Genomic DNA, 14,568 nt, shown 5'->3' with positions numbered 1-14,568 from the left:
TTAGAAATAGAATTTAAGTGTTATAGTTCTAGTATTATATAAAAATTAGTATGTTGAAAACTTTTTAATTTGTCGTAGATATTTATAATTATATTTTACATAAATGTTCATTAGAAAGAAATACTAATTACGAGTACAATCATAAAATAAGGATTAAATTCAGCTATTTTTTCTATATTAAAAATTGTTCACATGACTTTTAAGCAAATTAAAGTTTGATTAAATGAAAAAAAGATAAGGTTTGATTACATATTTTTAATCATGAAACTCCAGGGAATTGATATATCTTCAATACTAAAACCAGAAGTAAAATATGTTATATTGACTAAGAAATTTGTATCTTCACTAGCTGATGATTATCCAGTTTTTATATCTTATAATGAAGATGGAATTAAACTTAGAGAATTATTTCTATTAAATGGCAAAAAAATTTACACTGGATATAAGTACACTGTTTCGTTTAAAGACGATGGAGGACTAACTTCACTTATTGATGAGGATGAAGTAGTAGTATCATTACGAGCTAAAAAACTAGAAAAGTTTCTTACTACTGAGCTTCGTTTTCTTGGTTTCAAAAAAGGAAAACCTGATAAAATTTTAATTTTACATGATGTGCCAGTGATAGGAACAAATAGAAAAGAATTGGTTGAAGGTATAAAAGAATTTCTAAGGTTATGGAACGGAATTGATGTAGAGGACTTACCAGCAAAAATAGAACCAGAATATAAGAAAGCTGTAAAAGGAAAAGTAATAGATATAGATTATGCAGACTTAGCCTTTACCATTTGACCATTTCCTCTTATTCTTTTTTGTAATGTTATTATTGCCCTAGCTAATGCTTCTGGTCTTGTTGGGCATCCAGGTGCATAAATATCTACTGGAATACCTATTTCTGAAGGAAGCACTGTGTTGTAAGAATTCCAGAAGATCCCTCCCTCTAAAGAACAAGCACCCATTGCTATAACCCACTTTGGTTCTGGCATTTGGTCATAAACTATTTTTGCTGCTCTAGCCATTTTCCTTGTCAGAGTACCTTCAATCACTAATAAGTTAGTTTGTCTAGCTGAAGAGAAAGGCAGAACTCCAAACCTCTCTGAATCGAATCTAGCTGCTGCAAAAGCTCCAAACTCTGTTCCACAACAACTTGTCGTCAAATGAGGAGGCCACAAAGAGAACGAAATGCCCCAATCTATTAGGTTCTTTATTGGTCTTCTATTAATTAACCATTCAATAGCTTTTTTAGAGACCTCTTGTAAGTTTCCAGTCAAGAGTAGCTCATTACCCATTACAATCCCTAATTACAATTCTCCTCTTGCTTAAAATCCTTTTGTTAATAAGAGTTGTACAAATTGAGTAACGATGGTAAAAAATGTAAATACACTTCAATAGAGATTTAAATTTTAGGAAGGGCTTTTAAGCCCTTCATCATTACTCAGAGATCACCTCACCAATCACCAATCAGTCTCAATCAGTATAGAGCGCCTCAGGCATCATAAGTCTACTTCTCGGAAGTTCCTCATCACTATATTAAATTTAAAAGTCAATACGTTATTAACATTTTTTATGACTCAGATAATAAAGATAGATCCTTTGAATCCAGAAATAGACAAAATTAGAATAGCTGCAGAAGTAATAAGGAAAGGAGGAACTGTTGCATTTCCAACTGAAACTGTGTATGGTTTAGGAGCTAATGCTTATGACGGAAATGCATGCTTAAAGATTTTTCAAGCAAAAAATAGACCAGTTGATAATCCACTAATAGTACATATAGCAGATTTTGAACAACTTTATGATATAGCCAGAGATATCCCAGATAAAGTCTTAGAAATAGCTCAAACAGTTTGGCCCGGGCCATTAACATTTGTTCTTAAAAAGACTGATAAAGTTCCTAAAGAAGTAACAGCCGGTCTCGACACAGTTGCAGTTAGAATGCCTGCACATCCTATAGCTTTACAATTGATAAGAGAAAGCGGTGTTCCAATAGCTGCACCCAGTGCAAATCTTGCTACAAGACCAAGTCCAACAAAAGCAGAAGATGTTATAGCCGATATTAACGGTAGAGTAGATATTATTATTGATGGTGGGCATACATTTTTTGGAGTTGAATCAACAATAGTTAATGTTACTGTAGATCCGCCAGTCTTACTAAGACCAGGGCCTTTTACATTTGAAGAACTAAAAAAATTATTTGGAGATATAATAGTCCCAGAATATGCACAAGGCAAAGGAGAAGCCGAAATAGCCTTAGCCCCTGGAATGAAGTATAAGCATTATGCGCCTAATACTAAGATGTTATTAGTTGAAAATAGAAGTATATTTAAAAATGTTGTTAATTTAGTTGCTAAAAAGTATAAGGTTGCGGTATTGATAACTAAAGAGATGAGTAAGGAATATGACTCATTGCCTCATTTAATATTAGGAAGTGATGAGAACTTATATGAGGTTGCTAGGAATTTATTTGACTCCTTTAGAGAGTTAGATAAGTTAAATGTAGACCTAGGTCTTATGATTGGATTCCCAGAAAGAGGAATAGGATTTGCTATAATGAACAGGGCAAGAAAAGCGTCAGGCTTTTCAATTGTTAAAGATATTAATGACGTGTATAAGTATGTTAGTCTTTAAGTTTCCTAGTGTAACATCAACTCAAGACCTAGCTGAAGCTATATACTCTATGATCAATGAAAAGGAATTTATTATATTAGCTGAGGAACAAACTAAGGCTAGAGGAAGATATAGAAGAGAATGGTACTCACCTAAAGGAGGATTATGGTTCACCTATGTTATAAAAAATTATGAAGCAGAAAGAATACCATTTTTAACTCTTAAGAGTGCATTAGCTGTAAGAAAAGTCCTCTCAGAATTTTTAGATGTACAAATAAGATGGCCAAATGATATAGTTTATAAAGATAGAAAGATATCCGGGATTCTTATCGAAGGAATGACCGAAGGAAACAATACAACAGTTTTTATTGGAATAGGCGTAGACACGAACGTAAAGGATTTACCGGCAGAGATTAAAGCAACTTCCCTCTTTATAGAATTAAAAAGGGAAGTAAACAATGATGTTCTGTTAGAAAAAATAATAGAAGAAATTAAAAACTATGAGAAGAAAAGCGAAAAAGAAGTTATTGATGAGACAAACAGATATCTTTCGATTAAGGATAAAAAAGTAAAACTAATTGGGAAAGATTATGAGAAAGAATGCGTAGCTATGTTTATAGATTATTATGGAAGACTAGTAACAGACTGCGGAATATTTGAAATTGAAGATGTATTAAGAGTAATTGAAGAATAAGAAAAAATTTACTTAACTACTAAAACAGGGACTTTTGCTTCTTGAACTAACTTAGTTGATACACTTCCTAAGATTAATCTCTTAAATGTTGAGAGACCTCTGCTTCCAGTGACAATCAAATCTATACCATTTTTACCAGCATATTCAAGAATTGCTGTAGCGGGATCTCCTTCAAGAACAACTCCTTCCACTTCTTTCACTCCCTGAGTCTGAGCCTTTGACTTTGCATTATCAATATCACTCTTTGCCTTATTGTAAACTTGCTGTATTACTTCTCCGGGTATAGGGGCAACTCCCATACCTAATAATGCTGCAGTATCAACAACCTCTACTATGTCAAGCTTTGCCTCATATCTTTTTGCTAAGTCTATTCCGATATCTAACGCTCTTGCAGCGTGATCAGAACCATCATATGCTACGAGGATTTTTTTAAACATATTTATCACTTTTCTTAACTGATAGATAGAATTTAAATCTTTTATAAGATATTTACGCCCTTTACCTTTATTGGTGAAACCCTTAAATTACCATAAATTTCCTTTTCTCCACAACTTCCTTCAATTCCTTTTATAAATTCCTTTAAATTTCCAGATAAGTTCAATTCCCTATAAGCTTTGCCTTCTTTTTCATTCCACGCTACCGGGATAACTACTGAAAACTCTCCGGTATCAAAATTACTTGTATGAACTCCTTGAACTTGGTCAATAATAATTCCATCACTTTCACATTTGGTCTTAACGTTTATATCCAAGATGGTAGGAGCAATATATGGAATAGTAGCATAAGATCTCGTAGCTGAATGTGTATTCTCCCTATTACCTTTAAGGCTCCAATAAGTATTTGATAAAAACTGGATTACTTTTCCTTCCTTTATTAGATAATTAACTTTTGACGGTAATCCTTCAGCATCAAATGACCTACTATATGGAGCCGTTGTGATTAGAGGGTTATCAATTATTTCTAGATTTTCATTTAATATTTCTCCTTCATTTAATGAAGTTTTCCCTCTTATGTAGTTTTCCAGAGAAATCGCGTGAGAGAATAGAGGGGCAAATAGCTCGGATAAGGCCTTTGGAGTGAAAATCCCCTCAGTTAAAGGTTGGCCTAGTTGTAATCTATCCCTTTCATATATTTCTTTAGTTTGTAGGATTTTATTTCTTAACTTTTCAAGTTCTAAGTTTAATGTCCTACTGCTAGAATACTCATAAATTTCTGGGCTAATACCTTTATCAGACTTTACATTAAAGCTAATACTAAGGCTTAACAAGCTTCTTTCTTCTTCTACGTCTATCCCTTCTGTATTTACTACTTTTACTTTAATGTTCATAGCTTCATAGTACTCAGTCACAACATTTACATGTTCTCTAATTTCGGACCCAAAACTTAGAAGCTCTTTGATTTTTTCTTCTCCTTCATTAATGCTGAAGAATCTAAGATTATTTATGCTTACTTTCTCTGGAGACGGAATTACGTTAAACTTATCCTCTTTTGACGCATTTAAGCTTTCTATTGCTAAATCTAAAAGATTATCAAGCTTATTACCATAAGCAAAACCAAGTTTACCGTCTTTTATAACTCTTATTCCATAACCTTTATCAAAAATATACATGTTAGTATACTGTTTTTCTCGTTTAATCTGAACTTCCTTTAATTCAGCCATGAAAATTTCAGCTGAAAAGCCTTGATTCTTAGCTCGTTGAATAATCATATATATATCAGTCAACTACACCACCTACCTTCATATTATTTACTTTCACATAAGGTCCCCCAACGCCTACTGGCACACTTTGCCCATCCTTACCACAATAACCCGGTGAGACATTAAACTCTTTTGATACTGCTGAAATATCCCTTAATGTTTCTATTGTATACCCAGCTATTCCTACATTTCTCAGAGGCTCTTTTATTTCCCCGTTTTCTATTGTATATGCCTCTTGTATTCCAAATTGAAAAGTACCATCTGGACTTGTTTGACCTCCTCTAGGAGAGACAAGTAATATGCCTTGCTTAATATCATTTATCATTTCCTCATAAGAGAAGTTACCGGGCATTATGTAAGTGTTTCTCATTCTTATTATTACTGGGTTTCTGAAGTCTTCAGCTCTCGCATTACCAGTAGGCTTTTGTCCTAAATAAGCCGAATAAAACCTGTCAGTGAGAAACTCATTTACAACTCCATCTTTAATAATGTAAACTTCCCTACCTTCAATTCCCTCGTCGTCATAAACTGTAAGTCCAATTGCCATAGGAAAGTCTAAGTAAGGGGAATCAACAATATTTACGTAATCATTTGCTATCTTCTTTCCCCTTAACTCATAAAGTATTCCGTTAACTGCCAAATCAGCCTCAGCTAAATGACCTACAGCCTCGTGAGCAAAAACTCCTACAACTTCTGGGGCTAAAATTACGGTATACTTATCAGCTTTCGGTGTTTTACCTTTAAGTTGTCCTTCAATTCTTCTTTTTAAAGTTTCCAAAACTTCATTTATATCAAAAACTTCTAATGGATAACCTTGAAATGTGGATTTAGATACATAAGCGGATGCAGTTATGTCATTTTCTCTTGCAACAACAACTATTGAAAAACCACTAACAACATATTTTTGTTTAATGTCTCTGTCTTCCGTGCTATAATACTCTTTATCATAATGCGTTTCATAATATCGAATATTAACGCTTTTTATCCTATCTGAAAGCGAGAAAACGCTTTCTCTGAGTTTTTTTAAATCGTTAAGTTTTTCAGAGATAGACTTATTAAATTCGTATTTAACCTTGATATCTACTTTATCCTTTTTTGGAGGAACATAAACTATGTTGACCTTTTCATCTCCATAACTTACGTTAATTGCATCCTGTAAATCTTCTTCATTTATTTCTCTAGTACCAGACTTATATCCCCAATTATTTCTATAAAGAACTCTAAGAGAAAAACCTTCATCAACTCCATTAGTGTTAATAATTTCTCTATCTTCTGTTACGGTTAGAGATAATTCTTTAATTTTCATTACTCTAAGGTCAGCAAAAGTGGCTCCTAGTTCTTCAGCCTTTTTTAATAAATCCATATATTTTACTCTGATGAGTAGTTTATATAAATGAGCGAAAAGATTAGCATTTCTATACCTAGAGAATTATATGAGAGACTAGAGAGGTATTTGAGAGAAAAACAAGTAGTAGATAGAAGTAAAGTGTTTCAAGTTTCACTAAGAAATTATCTCGATGAAAATGAAGATAGTGATAGCTTCGTTTATGGTATAATTAACCTGGTTTATGATGAAGATGCAACTGAAGTAACTAAGTTTCAGCATGAACATGAGGATAAAATAATTTCAGTTTTACATATTCATGTTGGTCAACAATGCATTGAGGCTATCGCTGTAAAAGGAAAAAAGAAGGATTTAGTTGAACTAACTAGCAAGCTATCACAAATCAAAGGGGTTAAAAAAGTAAGGTTTATTGTCTCCACACCAGAAACATAAACTATGATTGTTAAAGTATATGAAGATGCAAAGAAATTAGGAATATTTGTTGGTTTTACCGAAGTTCATAATGTTAAAGTAGAAAAAGAAAATAACGAAATAGAAAAAGAATTACAAAAGATAGAAGAAAAATATAGAAGTGAAAATCCAGACTCCCTTAAGGATAATCCAGTAGTAAGAGCATATAGAGACTTTTATTGGAAAATTGGCATAGATCCAACTAAAACTAGACCTAGTGGTGAGGCATTGAGAAGAAGAGTAGCAAGAAATGGAAAATTACCTAGAATAAATAACGTGGTTGATGCTGGAAATATTGTTAGTACAGAAACTTTAGTCCCGATTGGCTTATATGACATGGATAAAATAATAGGAAATCCTAAGATTATTCTAAGTAAAGGAAATGAATTTTTTTATGGTATAGGGAAAAAGGAACCAGAGAAAATTAATCCTAATATTCCTATTATGGTTGATGACAGTGGAAAAGTGATGCACATTTACCCACATAGAGACTCCACATTAACTAACATTATGTTAGAGACGAAAAATGTGCTCATAGTTTCAGCTGGTGTTCCAGGAGTAGAGAAAGATTTAGTAATAAGAGCTGCTAAATTAACTGCTGAGCTACTCGTAAAATACGCAAATGGAAAATGGGATGGTGTGGTGAATATAGCATGAAACTATTACTCTTTGGATTTGGAAATGTGGGAAAATCATTTAGGAAATTACTCCACGAAAAGAAAAACAAAGTCACTGAGCTAAACGACGTAGAAATTGCTGGGATAGTAACAAGGAAAGGAATAATGCTAAAAGATAAGGAGGAATTTACAGCCGACATGCAGGGAGACGTGTTTAAAGCTTATGAAATTGTAAAGCCTGACGTTATAATAGATGTTTCTTCAGCAAATTATAAAGATGGGGAACCCTCTCTTTCTCTGTATAAGGATGCAATCAAAGACAGAGTTAGCATAATAACTACTAACAAAGCCCCATTAGCTTTGGCATATAACGAAATCTTTAGCCTAGCTAAATCAAAAGGTGTAAAAATTGGTTTTCAAGGTACAGTAATGAGTGGTACTCCATCAATAAATCTTTATAGAGTACTTCCAGCTAGTGAGGTTAAAAGAATTAGAGGAATACTTAATGGGACAACGAACTTTATATTAACCCTTATGAGCAAAGGGAGTAGTTTTGAGGAAGCATTAAAAGAAGCTCAAAGAAGAGGTTATGCAGAAGAAGACCCAACTTTAGATATTAATGGCTTTGATGCAGCAGCGAAAGTTACAATTTTAGCAAATTACATGTTAAACAAGAACGTTACCATTCATAATGTAAAGTTTGAGGGAATCAATAAGGATTTGCCTAAGCAAGGAAAAGTAAAGTTAATAGCTTATGGAGACGAAAACGACGTTTGGGTTAAGCCTAAAATACTTGATCCAGAGGATCCTTTGTACTCAGTCGACGGAGTAGAAAATGCCTTAGAGATAACTACTGATATTCAGACTATTCTGATTAGAGGACCTGGAGCTGGACCTTTAAATGCAGCATATGCAGCTTTATCTGATCTGATTCTTTTAAAGAGAAATTGCTTGTAATTTTCTTTACTAGTAATTATTTAAGAAAATATTTAAGTACGTAAAATACAAAAATATACGTGAGACTCATGTCAATAAATATTTCAAGGAAACTAGTTGATTACATTAAGCTTTCAAAACCCAGAGTTATTAGTTTGTTGGATTTAGCTGCTATTGCTGGGTTTGTATTAGGATTACCTAAGGTAGTTAATATTACAAGCATTATAATTAGCTTTCTAGCTGTACTAATTGGTGGGAGTTTAGCTGCTGGAGGAGGAATGATAATTAACGGAGGACTGGAGATTGAAAGAGATAGTAAAATGAAGAGAACCTCATGGAGGCCTACTGTTAAGGGTGAAGTTGGAAAAAGAGAAGCTTATATGGTGGGTGCAATATTTATCGTTGCTGGGACCTTATTAGGATTTTTAGCTAATCCATTAACTGCATTATTTATAGCATTAGGTTCATTTATCTATGTGGTCATCTATTCTATATGGCTAAAACCTAGAACTTGGTGGAATATAGTAATAGGTGGTTTTGCTGGTAGCGCGTCAGCGTGGGCTGGTTTTGCAGCAAGTAGTGACACTTTTACACTCTTATCTTTCCTATTAGGTTTCTTAATATTCATGTGGACTCCGGGTCACTTCTGGTCCTTAGCGTTAAGATTTAGAGATGATTATAAAAACGCTGAAATACCAATGTTACCAGTTCTAAAAGATGAAAAAACTTCAGCTAAAGCTATTGCAGTATCTAATGCTTTAATGATACCATTTGCACTATTAATTGGATTATATGTTGGTTTAATCTACACTATTGTTGCTCTATTAGCATCTGTAATGCTATTATATACCTCGTTTAAACTATATAGAAATCCAACTGCAGAGGAAGCTTGGGAATCGTTTAAGTTATCTTCTCCTTATTTAGCTATAATATTAATTACATTAATTGTAATAAAACTAATCTAAGTTAAATATTTCTTCAAGTTTAAATAATTTTTAAAATTCTATCATATAAGTAATTTTTAGCATATAAGATTTGACCATATGTTTAAATAAAACTGATAAAGCTAATGAAATACAATTCGTAATAAAAACCCAAATTGCCCAAATAATTTTAATGGTTCAGACTTCCTTTCTTTGTTTCAGAGAGTTTCAAGCGCTTTGTCTACAGATTTGATCTTCAGTTACACATGAATTTAATAAGTCATTGTTACTTTTAGATCAGCCTTATCATTATTTGATATAATTATTTCAACAACAGTATCACCACATCGTTTTCTTAATATAATTGAATTCTCCCTTGGAACTACTTTCAAATTCCCACAATTATCTAAGCTCCTTAATTTAAATAAATATGGGGGTTTGATCTTCTTAAGAGCTTTGTCAAAAACGTATTCAAATAAGGTTGATGGATTATCAAAGGATAATCTTTTCATAGGAACTTCAAATTTTATTTCAATGTAATATTCATTTACATCTATTTTAATATTCTCAAATCTTTTACTATTTATAAAAGAAACTAAAATAGGGGCTACTATTACAACGGCTAGAATTTCAAACATCCATTGTCTAAAATAATAATAAGCGACTAAGAAGGATGATAAGGTTGACAGTCCCCATATTAGTGGAAGATATCTTAAAGTCTCGAAGAAATCCCTTAAATAATCAGATAAAATATAAGAAGAAATTGTACTTCCTCCAATTGGAACAATCGCAATAGAAGAGAATAACAATGGTCTTAAGTCTTTTTTCATAATTATTTTTATTGAGTAAGATCTTAAAAGCATTTTTCAAAGAGTTTTAGTTAAACTTCATTATTTTTAAGCTTGATCTCTATGTAGATCTTATGGAAACAATTGTTGTTAAAAAAGAAGCCCCCCTAGGGTGGATTTATTTAAATAGACCAGATAGATTAAACGCAATAAATCAGCAAATGATTAAGGAACTTAGGCAAGGTATTGATGAATTTTTAGCTGATCAAGAAGTAAAAGTAATAATTATAACTGGAAACGGCAAGGCATTTTCAGCTGGTGCTGACATATCTCAGTTTAAAGAATTAAATGGCTATACAGCATGGCAGTTTGCTAAAAGTGGAAGAGAACTTATGGACTATATTGAAAACGTAAATAAGCCTACAATAGCTATGATAAACGGTTATGCTTTAGGTGGAGGTTTAGAGTTAGCTATGGCATGCGATATAAGGATTGCTGCTGAAGAAGCTCAATTAGGTTTACCAGAAATAAATCTTGGTATTTATCCGGGATTTGGTGGAACACAAAGGTTAGTAAGGCTTGTAGGGAAAGGAAAAGCTTTAGAAATGATGCTTACTGGGGATAGGATTCCAGCAAAAGAGGCTGAAAGAATAGGGTTAGTTAATAAGGTTGTGCCTTTAGCTAACTTAGAACAAGAAACCAGAAACTTTGCAATGAAACTTGCTGAAAAGCCACCAGTTTCCGTAGCTTTAATTAAGCTTTTAGTAAATCAAGGAATAGATTTACCAATATTGGCTGGATTAAATATGGAAAGCCTAGGATGGGGAGTTGTGTTCAGTACGGAAGATGAAAAAGAGGGAGTTAATGCCTTCTTAGAAAAGAGAAAAGCCCAATTTAAAGGTAAATGATTTTTATAAATATACTTCTTCAAACCTATCTTCAAATGCATGCTTTGATAGTTTTCCTACAATCGGTAACTTATATCCACAATATTTACATCTCATATCTTCAGTTAAATGCCACTCTAAAATTCTAAAACCTTCTCTCCTAATTACCATTCTTCCACAATTAGGGCAATAAGTGTTTTCATAAGGATGTCCTGGGACATTACCAATATAAACATATCTGAAACCCATTTCTTTAGCCAATTTATAATGTGCTTCAAGGGTTTCAACAGGTGTCCATGGAAGATAATCAAGCTTATAATCAGGGTGAAACCTAAGGAAATGAACTGGTACATCTGGACCTAAAATATCCATGATTTTGCTTAAAAGTGATTTTGCTGCCTCTAAGTTGTCACCAATTTGAGGTACAATAAGATCTGTGATTTCAACATGTATTCCCTTTTCTTTAAGTCCCTTTATAGTTTCTATTATTGGTTCTGGTCCAGAAGCTCCAGTATATCTTTTCATAAATTTAGGTTCTCCGTTTCCCTTAAAATCAACTGTTGCTGCATCAAGGAAGTCTTTTACGTAATCTACTAATTCTGGGGTCCAATAACCATTAGTAACCATTGTGTTAAATAATCCCTTCTTTCTTGCTATGACTCCAGTATCGTGTGCAAATTCAGCAATTATTGCCGGTTCATTATAAGTATATGTCATACCCTCTGCATCATAAGCTAAAGCCATTTCAACTAACTCTTCTGGTGTTACATTAGTACCCTCGGCTCTTCTTCTTTGACTAATATCAAAGTTTTGACAATACATACACATCCAATTACAGCCAAAAGTAGAGAAGGAAAACACTTTTGACCCAGGATAAAAGTGAACTAATGGTTTTTTCTCAATAGGATCGACATGTGCAGCGGCAACTTTTCCATAAACATCTAAGTATAATTTTCCGTTACGAACAGATCTAACACCACAAAATCCAATTTGCCCTTCTCCAATTAAACATCTCCTCGCACAGGCTACGCATCTAATTTTGTTTCCTTCTATCTTATATAGGACAGCCTCCTTTCCCATATGTATCTTTTAACTTTCCAAAAATAAAAACTATGAACAAAATGAAACATACATCTCATCTTCATCACAAACATTTAATTTATCTTTATATTTCTGGACAATTTTGCTTTTTAATTCTTTCCAAGAGAATTCATCTAGTTCTTTAACATAAATTAAGTATACTGGATTTGAACCATCATTATTATAAATATCAACAATCACGGTAGGATAAGATGTGTTTTCATTAATTTCAACCTCTTTATAATATACATCTACCACATTAACATCTTTTAATGAGTTGAATATTTCATCCAGAGGTTCCCATATTTCATCAAGGCTTACTGGATTGTCAATTTCATAATCTACCTCTTTTCCTTCTTCATAAAATTTCTTAAACGCCAACTTCGTTCGATAAGACTTTTATTTATTCCTTTAAAAATTAACGGGTGAAACGAGTAATTTATTTTTACCCTAAAGGTTGTTGTGATGTGTCTATTAAGGAAAAACTTAGGAAGGAAGAAATAAACGTAATTGATGTTAGAATCTGTAAATATGTTGAAATTGATGCTTACGAAAATGATAGAATCACAGAGATTTTAGGAAACCCATTATTTATAGGAGGAAAAGATTCATTTGAGAATTTGTTTTTTAACGCAAGATTTTGGGAGTCTCATGAAACGTTAGAGGAAAAATGGAAAATAGAAAAAGATGAGAAAAAGAGAAAATACCTTCAAGCTCTCATTTTACTTTCAGCTTCAATGGTAAAGTACTGTAAAGGAGAAAAAGAAGTTTCAGATTTATTGCTTGAGAAAGCTTTATCTTTTATATCCGAACTTCCTGAGGAGCTCCTTCCTCTCTTTTATATCACTTTCTGTCTCAATCCCTAAAGGAGTATAACCATCAACTACTCCGATTACTCCTCTACCTTGATCAGTCTCAGCTACAAGAACTTGAAGAGGATTTGCAGTTGCTGCAAATATTCTTACTACTTCTTCCACATTCTTTATTCTGTTTAAAACGTTAATTGGAAATCCGTTCTTTATATAAATTACAAAAGTATGTCCAGCACCTATTCTTAAGGCTGTTTGTTGTGCTATTTTTATTAATTCCTCATCATTTCCGTCCCATCTTATTAACCTTTTTCCACTAGCTTCACAAAAAGCAATTCCAAACTTTAAATGAGGGCTTGATGAAGCGAGAGTTTCATATAAATCTTCAACTGTTTTTATGAAATGGGATTGACCTATTATTACATTAGTACCTTCTGGTATCTCAACCCTTACTACATCAATCTTTACACTCATACTATATACTTAGAAAACAAAGTAAAAACTTTTCAGTCGAGGACCACTTCATCACTCATCAGTTGTACTCCCGTTTACATCACGAGGATTTTAGATATGCGTAGTTTAAGACAACCTCCGTATTGGAGTTCACTACTATATTTTTAGTTATGTGAAACACAGTAAAAAATACTGTGTAATTCCCTGGAGGAACATAAAATATAACTTCACCTTGGGAATTAGTCAAGGATTGATTATAATATTTACCGTTTAAGTAGAGCCAAACATCTGCAGAAGATAATGGATGAGTACCACCAAACGGTCCATAATTTACATAGATTTTCACAATAAGTTCATATTTCCCATTAATGCTTGAACCTCCTAGATTACTAACTGTTATTGTAGTTTTATATGAATTAAATGAATAAACTCCAATTGCAGTTAATATTAAGACTATTATTGCCAAACCCAAGTAAATGGTTTTATTCATTGGCTTTTTTTACATAAACCTAATATATAAGTTCAATCTAAAGTATTACTGTGTCGCAAAAACTTTTAACAGCTTTTAAGATGATTTTACGAGACGATAAGTCCTCTTTCCGAAGGTATATAGTTCTAGGAGCTTTTGACGGATTATTAGTAGCATTAAGTATAATTGTCTCATCTGCAATAGCAAAAACTCCTATTCCTAAACTAATTCCTCTAACATTGTCTGGAATAGTTGGCGTCTCTCTTTCGTCGATGTGGAACACAATAGTCGTAGAATTAAAAGAGAGAGAAGAAGATTTAAAGGAACTAGAAAGACAAATGATGAGATCTTTAAGAGGAACAGTTTATGACTATAGTATGAAGATAGGAGTAATATTATCTACAATTGCACATACGCTTTCTCCATTTATAGGTTTAGTTCCACTTCTAATTTACATTCTATTTAGAAATATTACTTTAACTATTTTACTATCTGCTGGTTCACTTTCAGTTTTAGGAATATTTTATGAAGGAGAGTTAAGAGAGAAAATATTCACAATTGTACTTATGGTAATGGCTGGACTCGTGTCCGCATTATTATCAATACTCATAACCACCAGCCTGTAATACTCCAACAACCATATCTTTCATAAAGCTCCACACACGATTTCTTATCTCCCCTTGCACATTTTTCACACATTTCTCCATAACTTTTTACAGTTTCTTCATCACAAATGACTCTTCCACATATTTCAACACATTTCTTTCCTTCCATAATAACGTAACATTTAATCATATCCATCATCTTTTTAAACTAC

General features: G+C 32.8%; 20 protein-coding genes. 10 read left to right on the top strand and 10 right to left on the bottom strand.

The features are described from left to right. Nucleotides 1-261: 261 nt before the first annotated feature. Nucleotides 262-789, top strand: a complete 528-nt coding sequence (locus tag ACAM25_RS12635) for a hypothetical protein (protein ID WP_369610058.1) — start codon at nucleotides 262-264, stop codon at nucleotides 787-789. Here the strand turns inward: ACAM25_RS12635 and ACAM25_RS12630 are convergent. Next, the gene (locus ACAM25_RS12630) at nucleotides 762-1,286 is read right to left on the bottom strand and encodes an NADH-quinone oxidoreductase subunit B (protein WP_369610057.1); all 525 of its coding nucleotides are present in this window, start codon (nucleotides 1,284-1,286) and stop codon (nucleotides 762-764) included. The two genes, ACAM25_RS12635 and ACAM25_RS12630, sit on opposite strands and share 28 nt — an antisense overlap. A 277-nt stretch (nucleotides 1,287-1,563) precedes the next feature. Between ACAM25_RS12630 and ACAM25_RS12625 the strand changes: the two genes are divergently transcribed. Continuing rightward, nucleotides 1,564-2,622, top strand: coding sequence for an L-threonylcarbamoyladenylate synthase (locus ACAM25_RS12625; RefSeq protein ID WP_369610056.1), 1,059 nt, complete (start codon nucleotides 1,564-1,566; stop codon nucleotides 2,620-2,622). After that, nucleotides 2,609-3,295: a biotin--[acetyl-CoA-carboxylase] ligase gene (locus ACAM25_RS12620; RefSeq protein WP_369610055.1), complete on the top strand. Its 687-nt coding sequence runs from the start codon at nucleotides 2,609-2,611 to the stop codon at nucleotides 3,293-3,295. The genes ACAM25_RS12625 and ACAM25_RS12620 overlap by 14 nt, the downstream gene beginning before the upstream one ends. A gap of 8 nt (nucleotides 3,296-3,303) precedes the next feature. Here ACAM25_RS12620 and ACAM25_RS12615 read toward each other — a convergent pair whose 3' ends face one another. From ACAM25_RS12615 to tldD, 3 genes are read right to left on the bottom strand one after another with little or no spacing between them, the layout of a single operon-like run. Continuing rightward, nucleotides 3,304-3,732 carry a universal stress protein gene (locus ACAM25_RS12615; RefSeq protein WP_369610054.1) on the bottom strand — a complete coding sequence of 143 codons (429 nt, stop codon included), beginning with the start codon at nucleotides 3,730-3,732 and terminating at the stop codon, nucleotides 3,304-3,306. A gap of 41 nt (nucleotides 3,733-3,773) precedes the next feature. After that, nucleotides 3,774-5,018, bottom strand: coding sequence for a TldD/PmbA family protein (locus ACAM25_RS12610; protein WP_369610053.1), 1,245 nt, complete (start codon nucleotides 5,016-5,018; stop codon nucleotides 3,774-3,776). Further along, on the bottom strand, nucleotides 5,011-6,357 hold the full coding sequence (gene tldD / locus ACAM25_RS12605; protein ID WP_369610052.1) for a zinc metalloprotease TldD: 1,347 nt from the start codon (nucleotides 6,355-6,357) through the stop codon (nucleotides 5,011-5,013). The genes ACAM25_RS12610 and tldD overlap by 8 nt, the downstream gene beginning before the upstream one ends. A gap of 30 nt (nucleotides 6,358-6,387) precedes the next feature. On the opposite strand from tldD, the gene ACAM25_RS12600 reads away from it, so the two are divergent. From ACAM25_RS12600 to cyoE, 4 genes are all read left to right on the top strand, one after another. Further along, complete coding sequence (locus ACAM25_RS12600) at nucleotides 6,388-6,771, top strand: CopG family ribbon-helix-helix protein (RefSeq protein ID WP_369610051.1); 384 nt, start codon at nucleotides 6,388-6,390, stop codon at nucleotides 6,769-6,771. Between the two features lie 3 nt (nucleotides 6,772-6,774). After that, nucleotides 6,775-7,446 carry a B3/4 domain-containing protein gene (locus tag ACAM25_RS12595; RefSeq protein ID WP_369610050.1) on the top strand — a complete coding sequence of 224 codons (672 nt, stop codon included), beginning with the start codon at nucleotides 6,775-6,777 and terminating at the stop codon, nucleotides 7,444-7,446. Next, complete coding sequence (locus ACAM25_RS12590; RefSeq protein WP_369610049.1) at nucleotides 7,443-8,363, top strand: homoserine dehydrogenase; 921 nt, start codon at nucleotides 7,443-7,445, stop codon at nucleotides 8,361-8,363. The genes ACAM25_RS12595 and ACAM25_RS12590 overlap by 4 nt, the downstream gene beginning before the upstream one ends. Before the next feature lie 68 nt (nucleotides 8,364-8,431). Further along, on the top strand, nucleotides 8,432-9,307 hold the full coding sequence (gene cyoE / locus ACAM25_RS12585) for a heme o synthase (protein ID WP_369611690.1): 876 nt from the start codon (nucleotides 8,432-8,434) through the stop codon (nucleotides 9,305-9,307). Nucleotides 9,308-9,537: 230 nt separating this feature from the next. Here cyoE and ACAM25_RS12580 read toward each other — a convergent pair whose 3' ends face one another. After that, nucleotides 9,538-10,095 carry a hypothetical protein gene (locus ACAM25_RS12580; protein ID WP_369610048.1) on the bottom strand — a complete coding sequence of 186 codons (558 nt, stop codon included), beginning with the start codon at nucleotides 10,093-10,095 and terminating at the stop codon, nucleotides 9,538-9,540. A 92-nt stretch (nucleotides 10,096-10,187) separates the two neighbouring features. On the opposite strand from ACAM25_RS12580, the gene ACAM25_RS12575 reads away from it, so the two are divergent. Continuing rightward, the gene (locus ACAM25_RS12575) at nucleotides 10,188-10,961 is read left to right on the top strand and encodes an enoyl-CoA hydratase/isomerase family protein (protein WP_369610047.1); all 774 of its coding nucleotides are present in this window, start codon (nucleotides 10,188-10,190) and stop codon (nucleotides 10,959-10,961) included. Between the two features lie 3 nt (nucleotides 10,962-10,964). Here the strand turns inward: ACAM25_RS12575 and amrS are convergent, their stop codons facing one another. Both amrS and ACAM25_RS12565 read right to left on the bottom strand, forming a co-directional pair. Further along, entirely contained in the window at nucleotides 10,965-12,020 is a 1,056-nt protein-coding gene (amrS, locus tag ACAM25_RS12570; protein WP_369610046.1) for an AmmeMemoRadiSam system radical SAM enzyme, read from the bottom strand. A gap of 30 nt (nucleotides 12,021-12,050) precedes the next feature. Continuing rightward, the gene (locus tag ACAM25_RS12565) at nucleotides 12,051-12,401 is read right to left on the bottom strand and encodes a hypothetical protein (protein WP_369610045.1); all 351 of its coding nucleotides are present in this window, start codon (nucleotides 12,399-12,401) and stop codon (nucleotides 12,051-12,053) included. Nucleotides 12,402-12,445: 44 nt separating this feature from the next. On the opposite strand from ACAM25_RS12565, the gene ACAM25_RS12560 reads away from it, so the two are divergent. Beyond that, nucleotides 12,446-12,886: a DUF309 domain-containing protein gene (locus tag ACAM25_RS12560; protein WP_369610044.1), complete on the top strand. Its 441-nt coding sequence runs from the start codon at nucleotides 12,446-12,448 to the stop codon at nucleotides 12,884-12,886. Here the strand turns inward: ACAM25_RS12560 and ACAM25_RS12555 are convergent. Further along, nucleotides 12,815-13,303 (bottom strand): adenosine-specific kinase, encoded by a 489-nt coding sequence (locus ACAM25_RS12555; RefSeq protein WP_369610043.1) that lies wholly within the window; start codon nucleotides 13,301-13,303, stop codon nucleotides 12,815-12,817. The two genes, ACAM25_RS12560 and ACAM25_RS12555, sit on opposite strands and share 72 nt — an antisense overlap. Nucleotides 13,304-13,382: 79 nt before the next feature. After that, on the bottom strand, nucleotides 13,383-13,772 hold the full coding sequence (locus tag ACAM25_RS12550) for a hypothetical protein (RefSeq protein WP_369610042.1): 390 nt from the start codon (nucleotides 13,770-13,772) through the stop codon (nucleotides 13,383-13,385). Between the two features lie 50 nt (nucleotides 13,773-13,822). Here ACAM25_RS12550 and ACAM25_RS12545 point away from each other — a divergent pair, with 50 nt between their 5' ends. After that, a complete protein-coding gene (locus tag ACAM25_RS12545; RefSeq protein WP_369610041.1) occupies nucleotides 13,823-14,377 on the top strand; it encodes a hypothetical protein in 555 nt (184 codons plus the stop codon). Here ACAM25_RS12545 and ACAM25_RS12540 read toward each other — a convergent pair. Then, on the bottom strand, nucleotides 14,358-14,552 hold the full coding sequence (locus ACAM25_RS12540; RefSeq protein ID WP_369610040.1) for a hypothetical protein: 195 nt from the start codon (nucleotides 14,550-14,552) through the stop codon (nucleotides 14,358-14,360). The two genes, ACAM25_RS12545 and ACAM25_RS12540, sit on opposite strands and share 20 nt — an antisense overlap. Between the last annotated feature and the right edge of the window lie 16 nt (nucleotides 14,553-14,568).

It is taken from the genome of Sulfurisphaera javensis, from assembly GCF_041154675.1.
Lineage (GTDB): Archaea > Thermoproteota > Thermoprotei_A > Sulfolobales > Sulfolobaceae > Sulfurisphaera > Sulfurisphaera javensis.
The sequence above is the reverse complement of the archived record's forward strand: the minus strand, read 5'-3'. Positions and strand labels throughout refer to the sequence as shown.

Excerpts from the sequence above, each read along its gene's own strand:
- ACAM25_RS12600 (WP_369610051.1), top strand. The coding sequence starts at position 6,388 with ATGAGCGAAAAGATTAGCATTTCTATACCTAGAGAATTATATGAGAGA.
- ACAM25_RS12615 (WP_369610054.1), bottom strand. The coding sequence starts at position 3,732 with ATGTTTAAAAAAATCCTCGTAGCATATGATGGTTCTGATCACGCTGCA.
- cyoE (WP_369611690.1), top strand. The coding sequence starts at position 8,432 with ATGTCAATAAATATTTCAAGGAAACTAGTTGATTACATTAAGCTTTCA.
- ACAM25_RS12540 (WP_369610040.1), bottom strand. The coding sequence starts at position 14,552 with ATGGATATGATTAAATGTTACGTTATTATGGAAGGAAAGAAATGTGTT.
- ACAM25_RS12580 (WP_369610048.1), bottom strand. The coding sequence starts at position 10,095 with ATGAAAAAAGACTTAAGACCATTGTTATTCTCTTCTATTGCGATTGTT.
- ACAM25_RS12550 (WP_369610042.1), bottom strand. The coding sequence starts at position 13,772 with ATGAATAAAACCATTTACTTGGGTTTGGCAATAATAGTCTTAATATTA.
- tldD (WP_369610052.1), bottom strand. The coding sequence starts at position 6,357 with ATGGATTTATTAAAAAAGGCTGAAGAACTAGGAGCCACTTTTGCTGAC.
- ACAM25_RS12635 (WP_369610058.1), top strand. The coding sequence starts at position 262 with ATGAAACTCCAGGGAATTGATATATCTTCAATACTAAAACCAGAAGTA.
- ACAM25_RS12555 (WP_369610043.1), bottom strand. The coding sequence starts at position 13,303 with ATGAGTGTAAAGATTGATGTAGTAAGGGTTGAGATACCAGAAGGTACT.
- ACAM25_RS12575 (WP_369610047.1), top strand. The coding sequence starts at position 10,188 with ATGGAAACAATTGTTGTTAAAAAAGAAGCCCCCCTAGGGTGGATTTAT.
- amrS (WP_369610046.1), bottom strand. The coding sequence starts at position 12,020 with ATGGGAAAGGAGGCTGTCCTATATAAGATAGAAGGAAACAAAATTAGA.
- ACAM25_RS12630 (WP_369610057.1), bottom strand. The coding sequence starts at position 1,286 with ATGGGTAATGAGCTACTCTTGACTGGAAACTTACAAGAGGTCTCTAAA.
- ACAM25_RS12590 (WP_369610049.1), top strand. The coding sequence starts at position 7,443 with ATGAAACTATTACTCTTTGGATTTGGAAATGTGGGAAAATCATTTAGG.
- ACAM25_RS12625 (WP_369610056.1), top strand. The coding sequence starts at position 1,564 with ATGACTCAGATAATAAAGATAGATCCTTTGAATCCAGAAATAGACAAA.
- ACAM25_RS12595 (WP_369610050.1), top strand. The coding sequence starts at position 6,775 with ATGATTGTTAAAGTATATGAAGATGCAAAGAAATTAGGAATATTTGTT.
- ACAM25_RS12620 (WP_369610055.1), top strand. The coding sequence starts at position 2,609 with ATGTTAGTCTTTAAGTTTCCTAGTGTAACATCAACTCAAGACCTAGCT.